The 15991-nt window shown below is 61.0% G+C and carries 11 protein-coding genes; 9 read left to right on the forward strand and 2 right to left on the reverse strand.

What is annotated here, in order from left to right; translation table 11 throughout:
• Window positions 1–74: 74 nt before the first annotated feature.
• The 5 genes from AC5SEM_RS00605 (at window position 75) to AC5SEM_RS00625 (ending at window position 6612) form a co-directional block, all read left to right on the forward strand.
• On the forward strand, window positions 75–2255 hold the full coding sequence (locus tag AC5SEM_RS00605; RefSeq protein ID WP_495471943.1) for a DUF1631 domain-containing protein: 2181 nt from the start codon (window positions 75–77) through the stop codon (window positions 2253–2255).
• A gap of 64 nt (window positions 2256–2319) precedes the next feature.
• Complete coding sequence (ampD, locus tag AC5SEM_RS00610) at window positions 2320–2880, forward strand: 1,6-anhydro-N-acetylmuramyl-L-alanine amidase AmpD (protein ID WP_116029441.1); 561 nt, start codon at window positions 2320–2322, stop codon at window positions 2878–2880.
• Window positions 2877–3716 (forward strand): regulatory signaling modulator protein AmpE, encoded by an 840-nt coding sequence (gene ampE / locus AC5SEM_RS00615; RefSeq protein WP_495471944.1) that lies wholly within the window; start codon window positions 2877–2879, stop codon window positions 3714–3716. Before ampD ends, ampE begins: the two co-directional genes overlap by 4 nt.
• 1554 nt (window positions 3717–5270) lie before the next feature.
• Window positions 5271–5975, forward strand: a complete 705-nt coding sequence (locus AC5SEM_RS00620; protein WP_404943013.1) for a methyl-accepting chemotaxis protein — start codon at window positions 5271–5273, stop codon at window positions 5973–5975.
• A gap of 247 nt (window positions 5976–6222) precedes the next feature.
• A complete protein-coding gene (locus tag AC5SEM_RS00625) occupies window positions 6223–6612 on the forward strand; it encodes a hypothetical protein (RefSeq protein ID WP_034154430.1) in 390 nt (129 codons plus the stop codon).
• Here AC5SEM_RS00625 and AC5SEM_RS00630 read toward each other — a convergent pair whose 3' ends face one another.
• Both AC5SEM_RS00630 and cra read right to left on the reverse strand, forming a co-directional pair.
• A complete protein-coding gene (locus AC5SEM_RS00630) occupies window positions 6613–7389 on the reverse strand; it encodes a TatD family hydrolase (protein WP_495471945.1) in 777 nt (258 codons plus the stop codon).
• Window positions 7390–7392: 3 nt separating this feature from the next.
• The gene (gene cra / locus AC5SEM_RS00635) at window positions 7393–8388 is read right to left on the reverse strand and encodes a catabolite repressor/activator (RefSeq protein ID WP_495471946.1); all 996 of its coding nucleotides are present in this window, start codon (window positions 8386–8388) and stop codon (window positions 7393–7395) included.
• Between the two features lie 308 nt (window positions 8389–8696).
• On the opposite strand from cra, the gene ptsP reads away from it, so the two are divergent.
• From ptsP to AC5SEM_RS00655, 4 genes are all read left to right on the forward strand, one after another.
• Window positions 8697–11558 carry a phosphoenolpyruvate--protein phosphotransferase gene (ptsP, locus tag AC5SEM_RS00640; protein WP_495471947.1) on the forward strand — a complete coding sequence of 954 codons (2862 nt, stop codon included), beginning with the start codon at window positions 8697–8699 and terminating at the stop codon, window positions 11556–11558.
• Window positions 11558–12499: a 1-phosphofructokinase gene (pfkB, locus tag AC5SEM_RS00645; protein ID WP_495471948.1), complete on the forward strand. Its 942-nt coding sequence runs from the start codon at window positions 11558–11560 to the stop codon at window positions 12497–12499. Before ptsP ends, pfkB begins: the two co-directional genes overlap by 1 nt.
• Before the next feature lie 11 nt (window positions 12500–12510).
• Window positions 12511–14244 carry a PTS fructose-like transporter subunit IIB gene (locus AC5SEM_RS00650; protein ID WP_495471949.1) on the forward strand — a complete coding sequence of 578 codons (1734 nt, stop codon included), beginning with the start codon at window positions 12511–12513 and terminating at the stop codon, window positions 14242–14244.
• A gap of 174 nt (window positions 14245–14418) precedes the next feature.
• Window positions 14419–15960: an alkaline phosphatase D family protein gene (locus AC5SEM_RS00655; protein ID WP_495471950.1), complete on the forward strand. Its 1542-nt coding sequence runs from the start codon at window positions 14419–14421 to the stop codon at window positions 15958–15960.
• Window positions 15961–15991: the final 31 nt, after the last annotated feature.

A 15991-nucleotide genomic window follows, 5' to 3' on the forward strand; every position in this document is an offset into this window, starting at 1 on the left:
CATCGCGAGCAGGCTCGCTCCCACAGGGGGCCGGGTTGGCTTGACCGAACGAATCACCGTTTCAGGAGGCTTGGATGCACAACGACGGGAAAGTGGTGCCTTTGCACAAAGGCACTGCCGATCAGGCGAATCACTCGCCGCTCGCCCGCCTGCCTGTAATTCTGCTTCAGGTTCGCGACAAGGCTGCCCAGCAACTGCGCCACGGTTTGCAGGAGCTGTTCGATAACGCCGACGACACGCTGTTTGAAATGGCCGACCGGGCGCGCAACGATGTCGAACAGAATATTTTTTTCGAAGCCATGCGCGACCTGCGTCTGAAGCGCAAAAACATCGAGCGTGGTTTTCTTGAGCAGTTTTTTGAAGCCTTTGTCGGCCTGACTCAATACGATCCCACGCACCACACGCTGCCCCATGCCCTGATATATGACGAGTTGGCGCCACGCAGCGACGACATGGAACGCAGTGTGGCGGTCGAGACCATGGTCGGTCGCGTACTCAAGCGTGACGGCTTCGCGCTCGATCAACTGACCGCGCGGCTCAACGCGCTGCTCGGCAATACCCTCAATCATCAGCACAACCCGCTAGGCCCGGCGCTGCTCTGCGAGTTTTTCCTGCAGGCCGGACGTAACCTGGGCGTGGAAATCAAGGTCAAGCTGATCCTGCTCAAACTGTTCGAGCGCTATGTCTTGGCCGACACCGAACAGCTCTACGCCGAAGCCAATCAATTGCTGCTTGCCACCGGTGTGTTGCCCGAATTGAAAGCAGCCCCGGCACGTCGCGCAATTGATTGTGCGGCAGCCGATGTCGACCGCGAGGAAGGCCACGACCCGGCGCCAGTCGACGAAGGTGTACAGGAAGTTTTCGCGGCATTGCAGGAGTTGCTTTTGCATGTGCGCGGCAGTGTCGCACCAACGCTGGAGTCCAGCGCAGCAGCGCAGCCGATTTCCACTCGCGACCTGTTGCGTCTGCTCTCGCACCTGCAACAGTACGTGCCGGCGCTTGCGGCTCAGGATGACTTCGATCTGCGCAATCAGCTCGAGCAACTGCTGACTCGAGTCAGCGTCAGAAGTGGCAAATCACGGATCGTCGGCGATGCGGACGAAGACGTGATCAACCTGATCGCCATGGTCTTCGATTGTATTCTTGAAGACCGCAATGTGCCGGATTCGCTCAAGGCCTTGATCGCTCGCTTGCAGATTCCGATGCTCAAGGTCGCGGTGCTCGACAAGAGTTTCTTCAGCCGCAGCACCCATCCGGCGCGGCGCCTGCTCAACGAAATTGCCGAGGCGGCCATGGGCTGGGGCGATTGTGACGGTGACGCGCGTGACAGCTTGTACCTGCGTATCGAACAAGTGGTGCAGCGTCTGCTGACTGACTTCGTTGATGATCCGGCGATTTTTTCCGAGTTGCTGGCCGATTTCCTCGCGTTCACCAGCGACGAACGCCGACGCAGTGAGTTGCTTGAGCAACGGTTGCGCGATGCCGAAGAGGGGCGGGCAAAAACCGAACTGGCCCGGCGCCGGGTCGAACGGGCGCTGAATCAAGCGTTGCTGGGTAAAACGCTGCCGCCGACCGTGGTCACCTTCGTCCAGGACGCCTGGAGCAAAGTACTCCTGCTGACCTGCCTCAAGCATGGCGATCAGTCAGCCGAATGGCAGGCCGACGTGCAAACCATGGAGCAATTGATCTGGAGCGTGCAGCGTCATGAAGACACTGAATCCAGTCTGCGTTTGCTGGCACTGGTGCCGGGCTTGCTCAAGTCGCTGCGGGATGGCCTGAGCAGTTCGGCGTTCGATCCATTCGCCACCAGTGAATTTTTCAGTGAGCTGGAAGCCTTGCACGTACGGGTGCTGGAGCGTTCCGTCGAGGCGGATCCGGCCGCACCGATGATCGAGGTGTCGCAGCAGATCATGCTGCAAACTGCCGACGAGGGCAGCATGGCGCTGACGTCGGTACGCTTGCCCCATGACGCTGCGGGTCTGCGCCAGGTCGAGCAACTGCGCCTGGGCAGCTGGGTGGCGTTTCAGGAAGACGAGGAAAACAGTCTGCGCTGCAAGCTGGCGGCAATTGTCGAAGCCACTGGCAAGTATGTATTTGTCGATCGCACCGGGATGAAGGTGCTGGAGCGCAGCCGCATTACGTTGGCCTTGGAATTCGAGCGCGGTGTGGTGCGTGCGCTGGACGACACCTTGCTGTTCGACCGGGCGCTGGAGTCGGTGCTGGGCAATCTGCGGCGACTCAATCGCGGCAAGTGATCGCGCGCCGGGGGCCGATCACGGCATACTGGGCGCCAACACAGTCGGCGTTGAAGGAATCGGTATGCAGTTGGATCCCGCTAGCGGGTGGTGTCACGGGGTGCAGGTCTGCCCATCGCCCAACTTCAATGAACGCCCTGCGGGCGAAATTTCCCTGTTGGTCATCCACAACATCAGCCTGCCGCCGGCGCAGTTCGCCACGGGCAAGGTGCAGGAATTTTTCCAGAATCGTCTGGATGTCACCGAACATCCCTACTTTGCAGGGATCGCTGACCTACGCGTCTCGGCGCATTTTCTGATCGAACGTGACGGTAAGGTCACCCAGTTTGTCTCCTGTCTTGAGCGGGCTTGGCATGCCGGCGTGTCAATTTTTGAAGGGCGTGAAACCTGTAACGATTTTTCCGTGGGCATCGAGCTTGAAGGCACCGATGATCTACCGTTCACCGACGCGCAGTATCAGGCGTTGACGGCGTTGACTCGCCAGTTGCAGACAGCATTTCCGGCCATCACCGGCGCCCGCATTTGTGGGCACAGCGACATAGCACCCGGGCGTAAGACCGATCCTGGCCCGGCATTCGACTGGGCACGTTACCGCGCAGCCCTGGCACAAGAGGAAGGACAATGAGTTTTCTGGTGTTACTGCTGGCGCTGTGGATCGAGAAGTTTTCGGCCCTGCGTCATCGGGTTCAACGCGATGGCGGATGGATCCGCGAACTGAACAAGCTGGAAAGCAGCGCGCGGCTGGCCAAACAGCCGTGGCTGGTGCTGAGCATTCTGGTGCTGTTTCCAGTGGCGTTGCTGGCGCTGTTGCTGGTGGTGCTGGAGCCGGTGGCTTACGGCTTGCTGGCGTTGCCGGTGCATTTGCTGGTGGTGATTTACAGTCTGGGGCGCGGCGACTTGCTTGGCGGTCTCGGGCCCTTTCGTGATGCCTGGCGCCGTGAGGATCTGCAAGCCGCGGCGCACGTGGCCAAGCGCGATCTGAATATCTGCGCCGACAGCGGCGAGCAGTTGCTTGAAAGCGTGCAAGGGCATCTGCTGTGGCAGGCCTATCAGAGCTTTTTTGCGGTGATCTTCTGGTATTTCGTACTTGGCCCGGTGGCGGCGTTGGCGTATCGCCTGTTGGCGCTGGCGCAGGAACATGGCCAGAACCCGGCATTGGTGGAGCGCGCTGCGCAACTGCGGCATGCCTTTGACTGGCTGCCGGTGCGCTTGTTGGCGGCGAGTCTGGCGCTGGTCGGCAATTTTGTCGCGGTCAGCCGGGTGATGCTGCATGAGCTGCTCAACTGGAACATCAGCGCTGCGCAACTGATCAATCGGGTCGGTTTGGCGGCGGGTGAAATTCCACCTCCAGTGGTCGGGCCGGAAGGCATCAACACGCTCGATTGCCTGTGGGAACTGCTGCTGCGTGCGGCGGTGCTGTGGTATGCCGGGTTTGCCTTGTGGACAGTCCTGATCCACTGATTTCACTGATTTAAAGAAGGATCAAAAGATCGCAGCCTGCGGCAGCTCCTACACAGGGATTGTGTGTTTCCTGTGAGAGCTGCCGCAGGCTGCGATCTTTTTGTCGTTAACCTTAAGTTACAAAACCTCCCTTCGATTTGAGCTATACAGAGATGGCGCCCGATAGTGGCTATCTGCTGTCGCCCCGCGCCTGCCAATAAAAACAAGAAAAACCAAGGGAGACTTCCAGTGAAGAGCTTGCTCTATCCCGCTGTCTCGCTGATGAACCGTCTGAGCTTCGGCATGAAGTTCAGCCTGATCAGCGTGCTGTTCCTGGTGCCGATGCTGGTGACCAATTTCTATCTGGTGCGCGATTCCTATCGCGAATTCCAGGGCACCCGCGTCGAACTGCAAAGCCTCGATCTGCTGGGCAGCAGCCTGGCCTTGCGCCGGGATCTGGAAACCCTCAACAATCTGGTGCAGATCAACGTCACCCTCGGCCAGTCCGGCAAGGCCGGGAATGTCGAGGCGCAGATCACCACCCTCGAACAAGCGGTACTGGCCCACCTGCAAGGGCTGACGGCGATGACCGACGACCCTGAGCAGGTCCAGGTATTCGATGGCAAGCGCGACGAAATGATCGCTGCATTCAAGGCCCAGCAAGCGGAAAACTCGCTGCAGAGCAAAAGCGCGTTGATCGGCAAACTGCTGGCCAGTGCGCAGATTTTCAGTCAGATCATCACCAGTCAGGCCGGACTGAGCCGCGATAATCAGAGCGACATCCGTCAGCTCAGCGAACTGATCACCCTGATCACGCCGAGCGTCACGCAAACCCTCGGCGAAGGCCGGGCGATGGGCTCGTATTCATTGGGCCAGGGGTTTCTCAACAGTTCTTCGAGCACCCGTTTTGATGAGCTGCTGGTGCAGATCGAAAAACTCCAGGCCGAATACGGCTTGAAACTGCAGGACGCCCTCGGCTCCAGCAAAGCCGCGCGGGACAACCTCAGCACGGCGGCCGACAGCAGCAAGGGCTCACTGAAACAGGCCAGCGAACTGTTCGAAGAACAGGTGGTGATGGCCGACACGCTCGATGCGCCGTGGCAGGCTTTTTACGATCAGGTCACTGGGCTGATCGGCAAGACCTATGAGCTCAACGAAGCCACGCTGAAATTCCTCGACACTCAATTGCAGCAGCGTCTGGCGCAGAACCGCACGCACATGGTCTTGCAGGCGGTGGCGCTGTCGGTGGTGTTCGTGCTGATTTTCTATCTCTACGGTGGTTTTTACGCCTCGACCCGCACCACGCTTAAACGCCTTGGAGCAATGATGGACAAAGTCGCGGCGGGGGACATGACGGTCAACTTCAAAGCCAACAGCCAGGATGAACTCGGCGAGTTGGGCGAAGTGTTCAACGGCACGGTGAGGAAGATTCACGACTTGATTGAGCGGGTGGGGCAGACCGTCGGCGAGGTCGAGCGTCAGGCCGGACAGGTTGAAAACGTTTCGGCGCAAAGCAACCAAGCGGTCGCAGGGCAACGTACGCAGATCGAGCAAGTGGCGACGGCAATGAACCAGATGTCGGCGACCTCTCTGGAGGTGGCGCGCAGTGCCGCCGCAGCGGTGAGCAGTGCCCACAGCGTGAATGACGAGACCATCAGTGGTCGTGGCCTGGTCGAGTCACAGCAGGGCAGCATTGCCGCGCTGGCCAGTGAAATCGATCAGTCGGTACGGGTGATCAACCAGTTGGCGAGCGACAGCCAATCGATCAGCCGCGTACTGGAAGTGATCAAGAGCATCGCCGAACAGACCAACCTGCTGGCGCTGAATGCCGCGATCGAAGCGGCGCGTGCCGGCGAGCAGGGGCGTGGTTTTGCCGTGGTGGCGGACGAAGTGCGCACGCTGGCCAAACGCACCCAGCAATCGACCGAAGAAATCGAACAGATGATCGCCAAACTGCACGGCGGTGTCGGCGCGGCGGTGAAAGCCATGGGCATCAGCCATCAGATGGCCAGCGGCACGGTGGGGCAGTCGGAGAAGGTCCAGCAGGCGCTGGAAAACATCCTCGGCGCGGTCGGCATGATCGTCGATCAGAACCAGCAGATTGCCGCTGCAGTTGAACAGCAAACGGCGGTGGCCCATGACATCGACCAGAACATCGTCGAAATCAACCGCGCCGGCGAGCGCACGGCGCAAGGTGCGCACCAGACCGAAGATGCCAGCCGCGCGCTGTCAGCCCAAGTGGTAGAGCTCAAACAACTGATCAGCGCCTTCCGCGTCTGAGGCACGCACGAAAAACTGTGGGAGCGAGCCTGCTCGCGAATGCAATCTGTCAGTGACATCTCTGTTACCTGATACACCGCCTTCGCGAGCAGGCTCGCTCCCACAGGGCTTTGGGTTTTGTCAGAACCCTTTGTAGTACTTCTTCACTTCCGGCCGTAAGCCCAATCCTGTTTCTCTGCAGACTCTGGAATTTCCCCAGCAATGAGCCAGTATCCATACCCAATCGTTTGTGTAGAGGAGGCCGCTCATGTCTGCCGCAACTCTGGGAGTCCAGGGCCGTTGTGCTCATTGCCAGACCACGCTGCTGCTCAAACCGTGGCAACTCAATGCCATCTCGATCAATGAACCGTTCACCTGCGAGCATTGCCAGCAAACGCTGGAATTGCGTTGCCCGCAACAGATCAAACGCTTCAAGTCCCTCGATTCACTGGCGCTGCTGCGTTTCAGCGCTTCGGTGACGGTGTGCACCGCGCTGCTGGTGGCGTTGGTGATGGAATGGGTGGGGCTGCTGAGCGTCACCGAACAACTGAACGCTTCACTGATCACGATCTTCGTGTATTTCGTGGTCGTCCGTTACGCGCGCCAGCGTCAGCATCTGACGCTGATTCTGGAGGCCGCCAAGGCGCACGCCGACTGATTACCAGCCGAATACTTCGCAGCTGTTGGCGGTACTGGCCGTGGCCAGTTGTTGCGGGCTGATCTTCATCAACTCGGCCAGCGTCTCACAAATCGCCGGCAAGTGCGCCGGGCTGTTGCGCTGACCGGCAAACATCGCAGGCGCCATGTCCGGCGAATCGGTTTCCAGCACAATCGAATCCAGCGGCAGTTCCGCCAGCACCCGATGCATGCGCAACGCCTGCGGCCAGGTCGGTGCGCCGCCCAGGCCCAGTTTGAAACCGAGTTTGATGTACTCCCGCGCTTCTTCACGGCTGCCGGCGAAAGCGTGGATGATTCCCGCGCGTTTGAGCTTGAAGCGTTTGAGCGTAGCGATGACCGCCGCATGACTACGGCGAACGTGGATTAATGCCGGTAATTCGAAGTCCGCCGCCAATTGCAGCTGTGCTTCGAACAGCGCCTGTTGCTGCCCGCGGTCGAGAGATTCAATGAAGTAATCCAGACCGATTTCGCCCACCGCACACAACTGCCGATGACCACGCAGCCGCGTCAGCCAATCACCCAAAGCCGACAAATCCTCAGGACGATGCTGATCGAGATACACCGGGTGCAGGCCGAACGCGGCGTACAGATCCGCATCGCTCTGCACCAGATCCCAGACCCGTTGCCAATTGCCTTCATAAACGCCCAACACCACCATCCGCCGCACCCCGAGGGCGCGGCTTTCGGCGAGCAACGCTAAGCGATCGGCGTCGAAGTCGGGGAAATCGAGGTGGGTGTGGCTGTCGATCAGCTCCACGGCTCAGTCCCGGTGAATACGCTGCTTGAAGGTCCGCGCAATGGCCTGCACGCCGCGCTTGTACTCCGACTGTTCGACGGCGGCCAGCGCCAGTTCCAGCGCCTTGTCGGCGATCAGCTGGTGTTGCTGGGCCATGGCGTTGACCGGCAGCGGCAGGAAATCCAGCAACTGCGTATCGCCGAAGGTGCCGAGGCGCAGCGGGCGCGATTTCAGCGGGAAGTCATGCAATGCATCGAACACGCCTTGCAGCAGCACGTAGGAAGTTGTCACCAGTGCATCCGGCAAATGTCCCAGACGCTGCAGGAGTTCTTCCATCAATTGCTTGCCGCACTCACGACTGAAAGACTCGGCGTGTTCGACCAGCACTTCGCCTTTGAAGTCGACCAGCGCCTCTTTGAAACCGGCGGCACGTTCCTGACTGATGCTCAGTTCCGGACGGGCGCCGAGCAGTACGATCTGCTTCGGTTGCGGATCGAGCAGGCTCTGGGTCAGGTGCAGGCTGGCCTCGCGGTCGTCACTGATCACCGAGCAGAAGTGCTCGGGTTCCATGACCCGGTCGATGGCAATGATCGGCAGACCTTTGGCCTGTAGCTGCCGATAGCTGTCATCGCCGGCTGGCAGGCAACTGGCGACGATCAGCGCATCGCAACGCCGCGCGCGAAACAGTTGCAGCAACTGGCGCTCACTGTCCGGTGCATCGTCGGAACTGGCGATCAGCAACTGATAGCCGCGCGCCCGCGCACCTTGCTCGAGCAGTTTGGCGATCCGCGCGTAACTGGGGTTTTCCAGATCCGGCAGAATAAAGCCCAGCGTGCGCGTATGCCGACTGCGCAGCCCGGCCGCTTGAGGGTTTGGCGTGAAGCCGTGCAGATCGACCACCGCCCGCACCCGCTCGACGGTGGCGGTGCTGATGCGTTGCTGTTCGGCCTTGCCGTTGATGACGTAGCTGGCGGTGGTCACGGACACTCCGGCCAACCGCGCGATATCACTGAGTTTCAACCCGGTATTTCCTTGTTTTTTCGAGCTTGCCGCCACATTTTCGCCAATCCTACCCGATTAGGGCAGGCGACTATTGTCGCAGCGCATCCGACAAGTTGGACTTCAAGGATGGGACATTATCGAGTAACGTGCCGATCAATCTAGATTAAACGTTTCAGCAAGCGTATTTTCTACGTTTTAGACGTCTTTGGCCGGTTCTGCCGTGAAACCGCCAAAACTGCCGCTGAAAAGCAAAGCGGTAAAGCGCCTAAGCTGCAAACCATCCAAAACAATACCTGGCACTCATATAGCGCCAAAAAGGAGATCGCATGCTCGAGCTCACTATAGAGCAGATATCCATGGGCCAATCGGCTGTGGATAAACCCGCTGCCCTGCAACTGCTGGCCAATCACCTGGTGGCCGATGGTCTGGTTGCCGACGGTTACCTCGCCGGATTGCAGGCCCGGGAAGCCCAGGGCTCGACCTTTCTCGGTCAAGGTATTGCCATTCCCCACGGAACCCCGGAAACCCGCGATCAGGTGTTCGCCACTGGCGTGCGCCTGATGCAATTTCCTGAGGGCGTGGATTGGGGCGATGGCCAGATCGTTTATCTGGCGATTGGCATCGCCGCCAAATCCGACGAACACCTGCGCCTGCTGCAACTGCTGACCCGCGCCCTCGGCGAAACCGATCTGGGCCAGGCCCTGCGTCGTGCCAGTTCGCCTGAAGCGCTGCTGAAACTGCTGCAAGGCGCGCCACAAGAGCTGGCGTTGGATGCGCAGATGATCGGCCTCGGCGTCTCGGCCGACGATTTCGAAGAACTGGTCTGGCGTGGCGCACGTCTGTTGCGTCAGGCCGATTGTGTGAGCAACGGTTTCTCGGCGGTGCTGCAACAGGTCGAAGCACTGCCGTTGGGCGATGGTTTGTGGTGGTTGCACAGCGAGCAAACCGTAAAGCGTCCGGGGCTGGCGTTTGTAACCCCGGACAAACCGATGCGCTACCTCGGCCAGCCACTCAGCGGACTGTTCTGTTTGGCCAGCCTTGGCGAAGCGCATCAGGCGCTGCTTGAACGCCTCTGTGCGTTGCTCATCGAAGGTCGCGGCCACGAGTTGGGGCGCGCCACCAGCAGCCGCAAAGTTCTCGAAGTGCTAGGCGGTGAATTGCCCGCCGATTGGCCAAGCGCACGCATTGCCCTGGCCAATGCCCATGGTCTGCACGCGCGTCCGGCGAAGATCCTCGCGCAACTGGCGAAGAGTTTTGATGGCGAAATTCGCGTGCGCATTGTCGATGGTCAGGACAGCGCCGTGTCGGTGAAGAGCTTGAGCAAACTGCTCAGCCTCGGCGCCCGTCGCGGTCAGGTGCTGGAGTTGATCGCCGAGCCGAGCATTGCCGCTGATGCCTTGCCGGCCTTGCTCGCTGCTATCGAAGAAGGGCTTGGTGAAGAAGTCGAGCCGCTGCCCGCCGTCAGTCAGCAACGTGAAGTCATCGCCGACATCGCCGAAGTTCTGATCGCTCCGGCGTCCGGCGCTCAGTTGCAGGCGATCCCGGCAGCACCGGGCATTGCTATCGGGCCTGCGCATATTCAGGTGCAGCAAACCATCGATTACCCGCTGCGCGGCGAGTCCGCCGCCGTTGAACGCGAACGTCTCAAGCAAGCGCTCAGCGACGTGCGCAGTGACATCCAAGGCCTGATCGAACGCAGCAAAGCCAAAGCCATCCGCGAGATTTTCATCACCCATCAGGAAATGCTCGACGACCCGGAACTCACCGACGAAGTCGACACCCGCCTCAAGCAAGGCGAAAGCGCTGAAGCGGCGTGGATGGCGGTGATCGAGGCGGCGGCCAAACAACAGGAATCGCTGCAGGATGCCTTGCTTGCCGAGCGCGCGGCGGACCTGCGAGACGTCGGTCGTCGCGTGTTGGCGCAACTGTGTGGCGTGCAGACGTCGAGCGAACCTGAACAGCCGTACATTCTGGTGATGGACGAGGTCGGCCCGTCCGACGTCGCACGGCTGGACCCGGCGCGTGTGGCGGGGATTCTCACCGCGCGCGGCGGTGCCACCGCGCACAGTGCAATCGTTGCGCGCGCCCTTGGCATCCCGGCGCTGGTCGGCGCTGGCGCGGCGGTGTTGCTGCTGGCGCCGGGCACGCCGTTGCTGCTCGACGGTCAACGCGGTCGCCTGCACGTCGACGCCGATGCCGCGACCCTGCAACGCGCTACCGAAGAACGCGACAGCCGCGAACAACGCCTGAAGATTGCCGCCGAACAACGCCACCAACCGGCGCACACCACCGACGGTCATGCGGTCGAAGTGTTCGCCAACATCGGCGAAAGCGCGGGCGTGATCAGCGCGGTGGAGCAGGGCGCCGAAGGCATTGGCCTGCTGCGTACCGAACTGATTTTCATGGCCCATCCGCAAGCGCCGGACGAAGCCACGCAAGAAGCCGAATACCGCCGCGTGCTTGACGGTCTTGCCGGGCGTCCGCTGGTGGTGCGCACGCTGGATGTCGGTGGCGACAAACCGTTGCCGTATTGGCCGATCGCCAAGGAAGAAAACCCGTTCCTCGGCGTACGCGGTATTCGCCTGACCTTGCAGCGTCCGCAGATCATGGAAGCGCAACTGCGCGCCTTGCTGCGTTCGGCGGACAACCGTCCGCTGCGAATCATGTTCCCAATGGTCGGCAGCGTTGAAGAATGGCGTCAGGCCCGCGACATGACCGAACGTCTACGCCTGGAAATCCCGGTTGCTGATCTGCAACTGGGGATCATGATCGAAGTGCCGTCCGCCGCGTTACTCGCGCCGGTATTGGCCAAGGAAGTCGACTTCTTCAGCGTCGGCACCAACGATCTCACGCAATACACCCTGGCCATCGACCGTGGTCATCCGACACTGTCGGCGCAGGCGGATGGCTTGCACCCGGCGGTGCTGCAACTGATCGACATCACCGTGCGCGCGGCCCATGCCCATGGCAAATGGGTCGGCGTCTGTGGCGAACTGGCGGCGGACCCGCTGGCGGTGCCGGTGCTGGTCGGCCTCGGTGTCGATGAACTCAGTGTCTCCGGGCGCAGCATTGCTGAAGTGAAAGCGCGCATCCGCGAACTCAGCCTGACCCAGGCGCAAACCCTTGCTCAACAGGCCCTGGCCGTGGGCAGCGCGAATGAAGTGCGCGCATTAGTGGAGGCCCTGTAATGGCCAAGATTCTTACCCTGACCCTTAACCCGGCGCTCGACCTCACCGTCGAACTGCCACGGCTGGAGGCCGGTCAGGTCAATCGCAGCGACGAGATGCACACCCACGCCGCTGGTAAAGGCGTGAACGTCGCGCAGGTGCTCGCCGACCTTGGTCATCAACTGACGGTCAGCGGCTTTCTCGGCGAAGACAATCTGCAAGCGTTCGAGACCCTGTTCGCCAAGCGCGGTTTTGTCGACGCGTTTATCCGCGTGCCGGGTGAGACGCGCAGCAACATCAAAGTCGCGGAACAGGATGGCCGTATCACCGACATCAACGGCCCTGGACCGGTGGTCGACGCCGCCGCGCAGCAGGCGTTGCTCGAGCGTCTGCTGCAGATTGCACCGGGTCACGATGCGGTGGTGGTCGCCGGCAGTTTGCCGCGCGGCGTCACGGCGCAATGGTTGCGTGAACTGATCGAACGGCTCAACCAGCTCGGTTTGAAAGTCGCCCTCGACTCCAGCGGCGAAGCCTTGCGTGCGGCGTTGAAGGCCAGTCCATGGCTGATCAAACCGAACACTGAAGAACTCGCCGATGCACTCGGTTGCGAGGTGGTTTCTCACGCGGCCGAGGCACAGGCAGCGGCACGTTTGCATGCCCAAGGCATCGAGCACGTGGTGATTTCCCACGGTGCTGACGGTGTGAATTGGTTCAGCGTCGGTTCGGCACTGCACGCCACGCCGCCGAAGGTCAGCGTCGCCAGTACCGTTGGTGCCGGTGATTCGTTGCTGGCCGGCATGCTCCACGGTTTGCTCAGTGCCGACACGCCTGAACAAACCCTGCGCACGGCCACCGCGATTGCGGCGATGGCGGTGACCCAGATCGGTTTTGGCATCAACGACGCTGCGCAACTGGCGCAGCTCGAACAGGGCGTGCGCGTGCGCCCCCTGACAGAACAATAAGAGGGTTTGTCATGAAATTAGCCATTGTTACGGCTTGCCCGAACGGCATGGTCACCAGTGTGCTGTGCGCGCGTTTGCTCGATGCGGCGGCGCAGCGTCAGGGCTGGAGCACTAGCGTTGAAGTGGTCGATGCGGCGCACCCCGAACGGGAATTGTCGGCGGCGACCATTGCCGCGGCCGAGTGGGTTTTGCTAGTCGCCACAGGTGCGGTCGACATGAGCCGCTTTGTCGGTAAACGTGTTTTACAGATTGCTCCGGCTCAGGCGTTGCAGGATGTCGAAGCGGTGCTGCGTCGTGGCGCTGAAGAGGCTGAGGTTTACGTTGCCAGCGCGGCTGAACCGGTTGCTGATGCGCCGCGTGCGCCACGCATCGTCGCGATTACCGCGTGCCCGACCGGTGTCGCCCACACCTTCATGGCCGCCGAAGCTTTGCAGCAAACTGCCAAGCGTCTGGGCTATGAATTGCAGGTCGAAACCCAAGGCTCGGTGGGCGCGAAAACTCCGTTGAGCGCAGCGGCGATTGCCGAGGCTGACGTGGTGTTGCTGGCGGCGGATATCGAAGTCGCCACCGAGCGTTTCGCTGGCAAGAAAATCTATCGCTGCGGCACCGGGATCGCTTTGAAGCAGTCCGAAGCCACGCTGAAAAAAGCCTTGGCCGAAGGTGCTGTGGAAAGCGCTGCGGCTGACGGCAAAGTACCAGCCAAGCAAGAGAAAACCGGCATTTACAAGCACCTGCTGACTGGCGTGTCGTTCATGCTGCCGATGGTTGTGGCCGGCGGTTTGATGATTGCGCTGTCGTTCGTGTTCGGCATCACCGCGTTCAAGGAAGAGGGCACGCTGGCGGCGGCATTGATGCAGATCGGCGGCGAGACCGCGTTCAAATTGATGGTGCCGCTGCTGGCCGGTTACATCGCTTATTCGATCGCCGACCGTCCGGGCTTGGCACCGGGGATGATTGGTGGATTGCTTGCCAGTACCTTGGGCGCCGGGTTTATCGGCGGCATCGTCGCTGGATTTATCGCCGGTTATGCGGCCAAGGCGATCAGCCGTTATGTCGCCTTGCCGCAGAGTCTTGAGGCGCTGAAACCGATTCTGATCATCCCGCTGTTCGCCAGTCTGTTTACCGGTCTGGTGATGATTTACGTGGTCGGCAAACCAGTCGCCGGTATGCTCGGGGCGCTCACGCATTTCCTCGACAGCATGGGCACCACCAACGCGATTCTGCTCGGTGTGTTGCTCGGCGGCATGATGTGCGTCGACCTCGGCGGGCCAATCAACAAAGCCGCGTACGCGTTCTCGGTGGGGCTGTTGGCGTCGCAGAGTTATGCGCCGATGGCCGCAACCATGGCGGCGGGCATGGTGCCGCCGATTGGCCTGGGCATCGCCACGTTTATTGCGCGGCGCAAGTTTGCTCAGACCGAGCGCGAGGCGGGTAAAGCGGCGCTGGTACTGGGGCTGTGTTTTATCTCCGAGGGGGCGATTCCGTTTGCCGCGAAAGACCCGTTGCGGGTGATCCCAGCGAGCATTGCCGGCGGTGCGCTGACCGGTGCGTTGTCGATGTACTTCGGCTGCAAGTTGATGGCGCCGCACGGTGGCTTGTTTGTGCTGGCGATTCCGAATGCGATCAATCATGCACTGCTGTATCTGCTGGCGATTGTCGCGGGGAGTTTGTTGACCGCTGTGGTCTATGCGACGGTCAAACGCCCGGAAGCCGTCGAGCTGGCGCTGGAACCCGCCAAGGCCTGACTGACACCGCCCCCCGCTGTGGGAGCGAGCCTGCTCGCGAATGCAATCTGCCAGCGACATGTATGTTGACTGGCACACCGCTTTCGCGAGCAGGCTCGCTCCCACAATGGTTGGTGGTGTCATGGCGAGTTCATATAGGCGTGCTTAAGTTTTCCTTTTTTCAGGGAGAACACCATGAGCGATTTCAACCCCGGTCGCCGGCGTGTCATGCAAGTCGTCGGCGCCGGTCTGCTGATGCCAAGCCTGGCGCCGGCGGTGATTGCCTCGGTCAAGGATCGTCCGCAGTTGACCGATGGCGTGCAGTCCGGCGACCTGCAAGGCAACCGCGCAATGATCTGGAGCCGCAGCGATCGCCCGGCGCATATGGTGGTCGAGTGGGACACCCGCAGCCAGTTTCGTCACCCGCGCCGGGTGGTCTCGGCGCTGGCCGATGCGCGCACAGATTTCACCGCTCGGGTCGAGCTCACCGGGCTGCCCGCCGATCAGGCGATTTTCTATCGGGTGTATTTCAAAGACGCGCAAACCGGCGTCGCCAGCGAGCCGTGGCTGGGTCACCTGCGCAGCGCACCGACGGCGCGGCGCAATATTCGTTTTGTCTGGAGCGGCGACACCGTCGGCCAGGGTTTCGGCATCAACCCGGACATCGGCGGCATGCGCATCTACGAAGCCATGCGTCTGCGCCTGCCGGACTTCTTTATCCACAGCGGCGACACCATCTACGCCGACGGCCCGGTACCCGCGCAGCTCACCACGGAAAACGGTCGCATCTGGCGCAACCTCACCACCGAAGCCAAGAGCAAAGTCGCGCAGACCCTCGACGACTATCGTGGCAACTACCGCTACAACCTGATGGACGAAAACATCCGCCGCTTCAACGCCGAAGTGCCGCAGATCTGGCAGTGGGACGACCATGAAGTGGTCAACAATTGGTCACCGGGCAAGCAGCTCGACGAGCGTTATCAGGAGAAAGATATCCACACCCTGGTCGGGCGCGCACGCAAGGCCTGGCTGGAATATTCGCCGATGCGTTTGCAGGCTGCCGACGGTGGCGGGCGGATTTATCGCAAGCTCAGTTACGGGCCGATGCTCGATGTGTTTGTGCTCGACATGCGCAGTTATCGCAGCGCCAATGACGACAACCTCGGCGCGGCGAAACCGTTTCTGGGGCGTGAGCAACTGGACTGGCTCAAACGTGGCTTGAGGAAATCCAAAGCTCAGTGGAAGGTCATCGCCGCTGACATGCCGATTGGTCTTGGCGTGCCGGATGGCGAGGTCAGTCCGGGTGTGGCGCGTTGGGAGGCAGTGGCTAACGGTGATCCGGGACCGGCGCAGGGGCGCGAGGTGGAAATCGCCGAGTTGCTTGGCTTCCTGCGTGCACAGCAGGTGCGCAATTTTGTTTTTCTGACGGCGGACGTGCATTACTGCGCGGCGCATCACTATCACCCGGATCGCGCGGCGTTTCAGGATTTCGAACCGTTCTGGGAGTTTGTCGCGGGACCGCTGAATGCCGGGAGTTTCGGGCCCAATCCGCTGGATAAAACCTTTGGCCCGGAGGTGGTGTTCGAGAAGGCGCCGCCGGCGCAGAACACGTCGCCGTTTGCCGGGTTTCAGTTTTTTGGCGAGGTGAATATTGAAGGGGGGAGTGGGGAGATGAGCGTGGTGTTGCGGGATTTGAATGGGGTGGCGGTTTTCGAGAAAAAATTGCAGCCGGTTTGAAGATCAAGAGCGACCCTCACCCCAGCCCTCT

This window comes from Pseudomonas sp. CH61 (assembly GCF_059429415.1).

What these genes read in the sequence shown, in the direction of transcription:
- ptsP (WP_495471947.1), top strand. Translation starts at nt 8,697, where the DNA reads ATGCTCGAGCTCACTATAGAGCAGATATCCATGGGCCAATCGGCTGTG.
- ampD (WP_116029441.1), top strand. Translation starts at nt 2,320, where the DNA reads ATGCAGTTGGATCCCGCTAGCGGGTGGTGTCACGGGGTGCAGGTCTGC.
- AC5SEM_RS00655 (WP_495471950.1), top strand. Translation starts at nt 14,419, where the DNA reads ATGAGCGATTTCAACCCCGGTCGCCGGCGTGTCATGCAAGTCGTCGGC.
- pfkB (WP_495471948.1), top strand. Translation starts at nt 11,558, where the DNA reads ATGGCCAAGATTCTTACCCTGACCCTTAACCCGGCGCTCGACCTCACC.
- AC5SEM_RS00650 (WP_495471949.1), top strand. Translation starts at nt 12,511, where the DNA reads ATGAAATTAGCCATTGTTACGGCTTGCCCGAACGGCATGGTCACCAGT.
- ampE (WP_495471944.1), top strand. Translation starts at nt 2,877, where the DNA reads ATGAGTTTTCTGGTGTTACTGCTGGCGCTGTGGATCGAGAAGTTTTCG.
- AC5SEM_RS00605 (WP_495471943.1), top strand. Translation starts at nt 75, where the DNA reads ATGCACAACGACGGGAAAGTGGTGCCTTTGCACAAAGGCACTGCCGAT.
- AC5SEM_RS00620 (WP_404943013.1), top strand. Translation starts at nt 5,271, where the DNA reads ATGTCGGCGACCTCTCTGGAGGTGGCGCGCAGTGCCGCCGCAGCGGTG.
- AC5SEM_RS00625 (WP_034154430.1), top strand. Translation starts at nt 6,223, where the DNA reads ATGTCTGCCGCAACTCTGGGAGTCCAGGGCCGTTGTGCTCATTGCCAG.